The sequence below is a fragment of the Candidatus Frankia alpina genome (genome assembly GCF_902806485.1).
In the GTDB taxonomy this organism is placed as follows: Bacteria; Actinomycetota; Actinomycetes; order Frankiales; family Frankiaceae; genus Frankia; species Frankia alpina.
This window is the reverse complement of sequence record NZ_CADCWT010000201.1, coordinates 1-8,815: the sequence shown is the minus strand read 5'-3', so window position 1 is coordinate 8,815 and position 8,815 is coordinate 1. Positions and strand designations below refer to the sequence as shown.

8 protein-coding genes are annotated in these 8,815 nt (G+C 73.3%); 6 read left to right on the top strand and 2 right to left on the bottom strand.

Going from position 1 to position 8,815, the window contains the following annotated elements; all coding sequences use genetic code 11:
- The coding region (locus G6R25_RS18300; protein ID WP_205447230.1) for an FMN-dependent NADH-azoreductase at positions 1-615 on the top strand (615 nt) is incomplete at its 5' end.
- On the opposite strand, the gene G6R25_RS18295 is transcribed toward G6R25_RS18300, so the two are convergent.
- The gene (locus G6R25_RS18295) at positions 612-1,064 is read right to left on the bottom strand and encodes a pyridoxamine 5'-phosphate oxidase family protein (RefSeq protein WP_163553954.1); all 453 of its coding nucleotides are present in this window, start codon (positions 1,062-1,064) and stop codon (positions 612-614) included. The two genes, G6R25_RS18300 and G6R25_RS18295, sit on opposite strands and share 4 nt — an antisense overlap.
- 156 nt (positions 1,065-1,220) lie before the next feature.
- On the opposite strand from G6R25_RS18295, the gene G6R25_RS18290 reads away from it, so the two are divergent.
- The 5 genes from G6R25_RS18290 to G6R25_RS18270 all read left to right on the top strand — a co-directional run bounded on the left by G6R25_RS18290 (position 1,221) and on the right by G6R25_RS18270 (position 7,957).
- Positions 1,221-1,982, top strand: coding sequence for an enoyl-CoA hydratase-related protein (locus tag G6R25_RS18290; protein ID WP_163553953.1), 762 nt, complete (start codon positions 1,221-1,223; stop codon positions 1,980-1,982).
- A 97-nt stretch (positions 1,983-2,079) separates the two neighbouring features.
- Positions 2,080-4,419 (top strand): FdhF/YdeP family oxidoreductase, encoded by a 2,340-nt coding sequence (locus tag G6R25_RS18285; RefSeq protein WP_163553955.1) that lies wholly within the window; start codon positions 2,080-2,082, stop codon positions 4,417-4,419.
- Complete coding sequence (gene fdhD / locus G6R25_RS18280; RefSeq protein ID WP_163553952.1) at positions 4,389-5,249, top strand: formate dehydrogenase accessory sulfurtransferase FdhD; 861 nt, start codon at positions 4,389-4,391, stop codon at positions 5,247-5,249. The genes G6R25_RS18285 and fdhD overlap by 31 nt, the downstream gene beginning before the upstream one ends.
- A 118-nt stretch (positions 5,250-5,367) precedes the next feature.
- On the top strand, positions 5,368-6,909 hold the full coding sequence (locus G6R25_RS18275; RefSeq protein WP_163553951.1) for a CYTH and CHAD domain-containing protein: 1,542 nt from the start codon (positions 5,368-5,370) through the stop codon (positions 6,907-6,909).
- Between the two features lie 403 nt (positions 6,910-7,312).
- Positions 7,313-7,957, top strand: a complete 645-nt coding sequence (locus G6R25_RS18270) for a flavodoxin domain-containing protein (protein WP_163553950.1) — start codon at positions 7,313-7,315, stop codon at positions 7,955-7,957.
- 90 nt (positions 7,958-8,047) lie between these two features.
- On the opposite strand, the gene G6R25_RS18265 is transcribed toward G6R25_RS18270, so the two are convergent.
- Positions 8,048-8,758, bottom strand: a complete 711-nt coding sequence (locus tag G6R25_RS18265) for a TIGR03619 family F420-dependent LLM class oxidoreductase (protein ID WP_235948970.1) — start codon at positions 8,756-8,758, stop codon at positions 8,048-8,050.
- Positions 8,759-8,815: the final 57 nt, after the last annotated feature.

The following is an 8,815-nucleotide window of genomic DNA, read 5'->3' as shown; positions in this document are numbered from 1 at the left end:
CCTACTAGGGCGCTGACCCGAACCTTCGCCGACACCTGGCGGGGCCTCGGCCCGAGGCACACGGTGACCTACCGCGACCTGCACACCGACCCGCCGCCGCATCTGAGCGATGCGGCGTTGCACTGGGCGCCCCGGCTGCGCCTGCCGGGAGAGACGCCCGATCCCGCCGCCGCGGCGACGCGGGAGCTCCTGCTGGCCGAGCTGCTCGCCGCCGACGCGGTGGTGATCGGCGCGCCGATGTACAACTGGTCGATCCCGTCGACGCTCAAGGCGTGGATCGACCAGGTGCACGTCCTCGGCGTCACCGCGCCGTTCGACACCCGGGGGCAGCCGCTGGCCGGCCGGCCGGTCGTCGTCGTCTCTGCCCGTGGCGCGCAGTACGGGCCCGGCAGCCCGACCGCGGGCTGGGACCATGCTGTCCCACCCGTCGAGCTGGTCCTCGGCAGTTCTCTCGGGATGGCGGTGACGGTCGTGACGGCGGAGGCGACGCTGGCCTTCCGGGTGCCGGCGATGGCCGAGCTGCGCGACGCGGCGCAGGCGGAGCTCAACGCCGCCCAGCGTTCCGTCGTCGAGCTCGCCGTCCGCCTCGGTCACCAGGTGGCCGCCGTCCGCTAGAGCTTCCGGAAGTCCCAGCTGGTGACCTTCTCGGGGTTGAGGCGGAGCCAGCCGTGGCGGCCGTCGGGCCCGGTCGTGCCGCCGCCGGCGTACTTGTCGGCGAACAGGCGCTCCGGGACCTCCAGTTCGGGGTTCGGTACGTCGGCGCGCGGCGCCTCGCCAACCGGGGCGAACCGGCCGCGCAGCTCCACCCCGCGCAGCTCGCCATAGCCGATCCCGGCGTCGACGAGCACGGCGGTCCGTGGGTCGCGGGTGAGGTCGGTCCACCGCTGGCTGCGCACGATCGACCACAGCCACAGCGCCCGGCCGTCCCAGACGAACCACAGCGGGGTCAGGTGCGGGCCGTCGGGGCCGGTCGTCGCTACCCGGCAGACCCGCTCCTCGGTGAGGAAGGCGTCGACCTCCGCCCGCTCCATGGCGATCTTTCGGCCGCGTCGCTGTTCCTGCATGCACCCATCTCCTCGGGCGGAGCCGCGCTGCCGGCGGCCGGATCGGAAACATCGTTCCTGTCAGCCCAGAAGACTATTCTGTGCCTCCAGCCGGCGCTGGTCATCCGGATCGCGGCCGGGCCGGGAAGCACGGCGGGACGGGGCGTGGATCAGGCGATGACGGACCGGGACGAGCAACGGGTGGACCTCCACCGCGAGGGCCATGTGCTGGTCGTGTCGATGCGCCGGGAGCGTCGGCGCAACGCGGTCGACCGCGCGATGGCCGACGCCCTCGACGCCGCGCTGAACCTGCTCGACGACGACGACCTCTGGGGCGGCGTGCTCACCGGCACCCCGACCGTGTTCTGCGCCGGCAGCGACCTGACCGCCGGCGGCGACTATGTCACCGAGCGGGGCGGGGAGTACGGGGTGGTCCGCCGCCGGCGCCGCACGCCGCTCATCGCCGCGGTCGAGGGTCCCGCGCTCGGCGGCGGCCTGGAGATCGTGCTGGCCTGCGATCTCGTCGTGGCGGCCACCGACGCCCGCTTCGGTCTGCCGGAGGTGACGATCGGGGTCGTCCCCACCTGCGGCGCGCTGTTCCGTGGTCCGCGGGCCCTGCCGCTGAACCTGGCCCGGGAGCTCATCCTCGTCGGTGATCCCTTCGACGCCCGGCGCGCGTACGAGGCGGGCCTGGTCAACGTGCTCGCCGAACCCGGCGGGGCGCTTGACGCGGCCGTCGCCCTGGCCGAGCGGATCTGCCGCAACGCGCCGAGTGCCGTGCGGGCCTGCCTGGCGGTCGTTGACGCCGCCGTCGCCCCCGACGCCGACGGCTGGCAGGCCACCGCCGCCGCGCTCGACGCCATCCGCGACTCCGCCGACGCCGCCGAAGGCGTCCGCGCCTTCCTGGAGAAGCGCCCGGCGGCCTGGACCGGCCGGTAGGGCCCTGCGCGGGACCTCATGGTCCAGCGTGTCCGCCGCCCGCCGCCCGCCGCCGCCGCCCGCCGGCCGGTGGTGGTGCGCGGTGGCGATCGCGAGGATGGTGGAAAGATTGGGATACAGCGGCGGGGATCACGGGGATGACGACGCCCGGCTGCGGGTGGGGGCGCCGGCGTCGTCGGCGGCGGGTCTGCCGGGGGTGGGGCACGCGCTGGGACGGGCCTGGGAGCGGATGGGTCCGGGGCGGTCGGTGCGGACGTTGCGGCTGGTCAATCAGGATCATGGGTTCGACTGCCCGGGTTGTGCATGGCCGGAGCCGGCGCCGGGGGAGCGTTCGGCGGTGGAGTTCTGCGAGAACGGTGCGAAGGCGGTGGCCGAGGAGGCGACCCGCAGCCGGGTGACGGGGGAGTTCTTCGCCGCGCATCCGGTGTCCGATCTGGCCGGCCGTTCGGGGCACTGGCTGGGTAGTCGGGGTCGGATCGTGGAGCCGGTGTATCGGGCGCCGGGGGCGGATCACTACACCCCGGTCGGCTGGGATGAGGCGTTCGGGATCGTCGCGGCCGAGTTGGCGGCGTTGGACAGCCCGGACGAGGCGGCGTTCTACACGTCGGGGCGCACCAGCAACGAGGCGGCGTTCGTCTGGCAGTTGTTCGCCCGGATGTTCGGGACGAATAATCTGTCGGACTGTTCGAACATGTGCCACGAGTCGTCGGGTGCGGCGTTGACGTCGACGATCGGCGTGGGTAAGGGATCGGTGTCGTTGGCGGATCTGGAGTCCGCCGATCTGGTGCTGGTGGTGGGGCAGAATCCGGGGACGAATCATCCGCGGATGCTCAGTTCGTTGGAGCGGGTGAAACGGGCCGGGGGTAGTATCGTCGCGGTCAATCCGCTGCCGGAGGCGGGATTGCTGCGTTTCCGTAATCCGCAGCATGCGCGGGGGTTGTTGGGGCGTGGCACGGCGTTGGCCGACCAGTTCCTGCAGATCCGGCTCAACGGGGATATGGCGTTGTTCCAGGCATTGTCGCGGCGGTTGTTGGCGGCGGAGGACGCTGCCCCCGGCACCGTACTCGATCATGTTTTCCTGGCCGCGCACACGACGGGTTTCACCGAGTTCGCCAAGCATGTTCGAACCCATCTGTCCGATGCGGACCTCGCGGCGGAGCGGGTGGTGGTGTGCTGGGCGATGGGGTTGACCCAGCATGCGAACTCGGCCGCGACGATCCAGGAGGTGGTGAACTTCCTGCTGTTGCGGGGGAACATCGGCCGGCCGGGGGCGGGGGTGTGCCCGGTGCGGGGTCATTCCAATGTTCAGGGTGATCGGACGATGGGAATCTGGGAGAAGATGCCCGACGCGTTCCTCGACGCGCTTGGCGCCGAATTCTCCTTTGCTCCGCCGCGGGCGCATGGCCATGACGTGGTGGAGACGATTCGGGCGATGCGCGACGGCCGGGTGAAGGTGTTTCTCGGCCTGGGGGGAAATTTCGTCGCGGCCAGTCCCGATTCGGCGGTGACGGAGGCGGCGATGCGGGCGTGTCGGCTGACGGTGCAGGTGTCGACGACGTTGAACCGTTCGCATGCGGTGACGGGGCGGGCGGCGTTGATTCTGCCGACGTTGGGGCGCACCGAGGCCGATGTGCAGGCGGGTGGGCCGCAGCAGGTCAGCGTCGAGGATTCGATGGGCATGGTGCACGCCTCCCGTGGCACGCTCGCCCCGGCCGGGGTGGGGCTGCGCTCGGAGGTCGCGATCGTCTGTGGCCTCGCCGAGGCCACCCTCACGGGCCGGGCAGCCGACTCGGCTGGCTCGGTGGACTGGGCTGGCTCGGTGGACTGGGCGGGGCTGGCCGGCGACTATCGGCGGATCCGCGGTCACATCGCCCGGGTGGTGCCCGGTTTCGGCGACTTCGATGCCCGGCTTGCCGCGCCCGGCGGTTTCGAGCTCCCGCATCCGCCGCGTGACAGCCGTACCTTCCCGACGCCGAGCGGGCGGGCGGCGTTGACGGTGAACGTCTGCGAGGTGCTGCGGGTGCCGCCCGGTCACCTGCTGTTGCAGACCGTGCGTTCGCATGACCAGTACAACACGACGATCTACGGGATGGACGACCGTTACCGCGGGGTCCGCCGGGGCCGGCGGGTGGTGTTCGTGCACCCCGACGACCTCACCGCGCTCGGCCTTGCCGACGGTGTGCACGTCGACCTGGTCGGTGTCTGGACCGACGGGGTGCCCAGGCGGGCGGAGAACTTCCGGGCGGTGGCCTACCCGACGGCCCGGGGCTGCGCCGCCGCCTATTTCCCGGAGACCAACGTCCTGGCCCCGTTGGACTCCACCGCCGCCCGCAGCAACACCCCGACGTCGAAGTCACTGGTCATCCGGCTGGAGCCGACGGGCACAGCGGCGGACGGGCCGCGCGGATGGGGCGGGAGACTGCGCGGCGCGTGGTGACCCGGGTCCGGGCCGGGGTCGCCACGGCGGTCCGCCCGAACACGGTGGTCGGCGAGGAACCGCTGGAGATCCGGGTCGGCGGCCGGGCGCTGGCGGTGACGATGCGCACCCCCGGCGACGACATGGACCTGGCGCTGGGGTTCCTGCTCGGCGAGGGCATGATCGGCAGCGCCGCCGATGTGACGTCGATCCGCTACTGCATCGGGCAGGACGGCGCGGTCGGGAGGGACGGCGCGGTCGATGCCGACGGCCGCCCCACTTACAACGTGCTCGACGTGGCGCTGGCCCCCGGGGTTGCCCCGCCGGAGGCCGACCTGACCCGCAACTTCTACACGACCAGCTCGTGCGGCCTGTGCGGGAAGGCCAGCATCGACGCGGTCCGGCTGCGCAGCCGGTTCACCGTCGCCGACGACCCGCTGCGCCTCGACGCGGCGACCGTGACCGGCCTGCCCGACGCCCTGCGGGCGGCGCAGCGGCTGTTCGCCACCACCGGCGGCCTGCATGCGGCGGCGCTCGCCGGTGCCGACGGCGTGCTACGGGCCGCGCGGGAGGACGTCGGCCGGCACAACGCGGTCGACAAGGTGATCGGCGCGGCGGCACGCGACGGCCTGGTGCCGCTGGCCGGGCAGGTGCTGGTCGTCAGCGGCCGGGCATCGTTCGAACTGGTGCAGAAGGCGCTGATGGCCGGCGTGCCGATGCTCGTCGCGGTCAGCGCGCCCTCGACGCTGGCGGTGGATCTCGCCGAGGAGGCGGGGATGACGCTCGCCGGCTTCGTGCGCGGCGACTCGATGAACCTCTACCCCGGCGCCCACCGGGTCACGCTGGCCTGACCGCCGCCCGGAGCCGCGCCGCGTGACGCGGCGCGGCGCGGTCCCACCTCCTGCCGGCAGGGTTTCTCGGCCCCAGGCAGGGAACCAGTGCGTTGATCGCACTGGATGGAGGCCCGTCGTGGCAGTTACGCATGAGATCGAGTGGAAGTTCGCGGTGGAGGAGACGTTCACGCTGCCCGCCTTCGACGGCGTGCGGGGGGTCGCCTCCGTCGCCGACCGCGACGAACGGCACCTCGACGCCGTCTACTACGACACCGACGACCTGCGCCTGGCCCGCAACCGGCTGACACTGCGGCGCCGGGAGGGCGGCGCCGACGAGGGCTGGCACCTGAAGATCCCCGCCGCCGACGGGGCCCGTGACGAGATCGGCCGCCCGCTCGGCGAGCCGTCGCAGATCCCGCCGGAGCTGCTGGATCTGGTCGCCGTGCGGCTGCGGGGGGCGCGACTTCGCCCGGTGGTGTCGATCACGACCGTCCGGCGCACCCGGCGGCTGCGCGACGCCGCCGGCCACGACCTCGTCGAGGTCGCCGACGACCGGGTCAACGCGCGAACGATGGGTGAGCGCACCATCGTGTCGCGGTGGCGGGAGGTCGAGCTCGAGGTGCTCGACCCGGCCGGGGTGGACGTGCTGCCCGCCGCGAGCAAGGCCCTGCACCGGGCCGGTGCGCGGCCGTCGCCGTCGCCGTCGAAGCTGCAACGCGCCCTCGCCCTCGCCGTCGACCTCGGCGCCCCCGATGTCCAGCCCGGCCCGGCGCGGCTCACCGCGGCCGACAGCGCCGCCCGGGTCGTCCACGCCTACCTGGCCGAGCACACCGCGGCGCTGCTCGACCGCGACCCCGCGGTGCGCGTCGATGCCCCCGAGGCTGTGCACGACATGCGGGTCGCGGCCCGACGGCTGCGCAGCACCATCCAGACCTTCCGGCCGCTGTTCGACCCCGAGCGGGCCGCGGCGATCGAGGCCGGCCTGCGCGAGATCGGTGACGTGCTCGGCCGGCCCCGCGACGCCGAGGTGCAGCTCGCGCGCTTCGCCGGCGAGCTCGCCGGGCAGCCCGTCGACCTGGTGTTCGGCCCGGTTGCCGCCCGCCTCCAGGAGGCGCTGCTCGGCGAGCGGCTGCGCAGCCGCGAGGAGGCGCTGGCCTACCTGCGCGGCGAACGGTACCTCGGTTTCGTCGAGACGCTGCTCGCCTTCGTCGCCGACGCCGCCGCCGGGCAGACCGAACGGGCCCGGCGCCCGGCCGGCACCGTGCTGGCGAAACCCGTCGGTAAGGCGGACCGCAGGCTCACCCGGCGGGTCGACCGCGCCCGGCGGGCGACCGCGGGATCCGACCGCGACGCGGCCTACCACGGCGCCCGCAAGGCCGCGAAGCGGCTGCGCTACGCCTGCGAACTGATGATTCCCGTCCACGGCGGTGCCGCGGCGAAGCTCGCGAGGGAGGCGAAGCGGGTCCAGGACACCCTCGGCGAGCACCAGGACTGCGTCGTGGCGCAGACTCGGCTGCGCGAGTTCGCCGTCGCCGCGAACCTCGCCGGCGAATCCTCCTTCACCTACGGTCTGCTCGCAGGGGACGAACGCGCCCGCGCCGCCGCCACCCGGGCCGCCTTCGACGCCACCTGGGCGCAGGCCTCGCGCCCCCGCCACCGCCACTGGCTGCGCGGCTGACCAGTGCCGCGCGCCGGTGCCGGGTGCCGGGCGGCACGGCGGTGCCGTCCGGCCGGCCGGGTGGGTGGATGGCGGTCGCCGGGGCCGGGCTGCTGCTCGCCGGTTCGGGCCGTCGGCGGTCGCGTCGTTCGGGACCGTCCGGGCCGCCGTCCCGGCTGTCCGGCGCCGGTGGCTCCAGGGGTGTGACCAGGGCGACCGTCGCCCAGGCCCGGTAACCCAGGGGCGGACCGCGGCGGCCTGCCGGGGTCCGACCGTGCCCGTCGGGCCGGGTCCGGATGGCCCGGCGGACGTGACGTTCGACAGATGGTGTGTGCCCCATCTCGGATGTCCACTGGGTTACGGGTTCGAGTCGATCGCGTGCGGTTGGCCTCGATGGCCCTGGATGCGAGGTTGGGAGGGTGCGATGACGCGAGCTCTGGTGGCGTTCGGAACCGGGGGTGGCGGGGCTGACGAGCTGGCCGCGGTGATCGGCGCGGCGTTGACCGCCCGCGGTCTCGACACGGAGGTACTGCCGGCGCGACAGGTGCGGGAGGTGGCATCCTACGACGCGGTGATCGTGGCCGGGGCGCTGGACGCCGACCGCTGGGCCCGTGACGCCTGCCGGTTCGTCCATCGGCGTCGCGCGGGGCTGTCCCGGCTACCGGTGTGGCTGGTCACCGGTGACCCGTGGGCTGGCGATCCGTACGCCGGCGACCCGCGTGTCGGTGGGACTGAGCCGGCTCAGCCTACTGCGCAGGTCGCCGAACTCGCCACGCTGATCGGGGCCCGTGGCACGGTGACGATCGACGGCCCGTCCGGCGCGACCACGTGGGCGCTCGTGGGGCCTGGGCGCCACCCGGAGCAGCTACACCACGTTCGTCGACACCGTCTGGCCGCGGTCCCGCCCCGCGTACTGCGCGCCGTGCCCGCCTGGGGCACCGGCTCCGGCGAGGGAAACGGTCGGTGCGGACACCGGCCGGTCCGGATGCGACTGGTCGGCGCGGATCCGCGCAGCGGGGCGCCGCAGGCACAGATTCCGGCGTCCGCGCGCAGCACCGAAGTCGGATAATCAGGTAACCCGGTAACCGGATACCTCGACATGGACCACCGACCGCCGCGGGCCGGTCTTCCACGCTGGCGGAAAACCGGCCGGGCTCGGTCAGTCCCGGGCGAGGATGATCTCCTCGCCGAAGCGGCGCACCGTCTCCTCGGACGCGCCGGGATCGTCGCCGATCACGTTGAAGATGAGCCAGTCCACGCCGAGGCCCTCGTATTCGGCGATGTGGGCGCGGACCTGGTCGGTGTTCCATCCCTGACGGACGTCGAGGAGGGGCAGGACCCCGCTGAAGGCGACGGTGACCTCGGCCGGGTCGCGCCCCGCGGCGGTCGTGGCGTCGCGCAGCTTGTTGATGCGCTCGCCGACGGCGGCCGAATCGGGCGCGTGGGCGGTCCGGATGGTGTCGGCCAGGGTCTCGGTGGTGAGGGTGAACAGGGCGCCACCGCCGAAGCGGGCCGCCCGGTCCAGGCCCCAGCTGCTGTTCGCGTGCACCCACAGCGGTGGGTGCGGTCGCTGGATCGACGGCGGCCGCAGCGCGGTGCCAGACGTCTCGAAGCCGATTCCCCGGTGGGAGATCTTCTCGACGGCGGTGTCCGCGGTGAGAATCTCCAACGCCTCGTCGAACAGGGCGCGTCGCCGGTCGAAATCGGCGCCGGAGGCGCGGAACTCGCCCCGCAGATATCCGGTGCCGACGCCGACGACGAGTCGCCCTCCGCTCAGCCGGTCCAGCGTGCGGATCTGGTGTGCGGTGAATAACGGATTACGGTAGGGCAGCACGGTCACCAGGGTGATTAATGTGATGTCCTCGGTCACTGAGCCTTTCCCGGTAACGTTTCGTCGCTTTGCGTGACATCAATGTGGTGTTGGTGT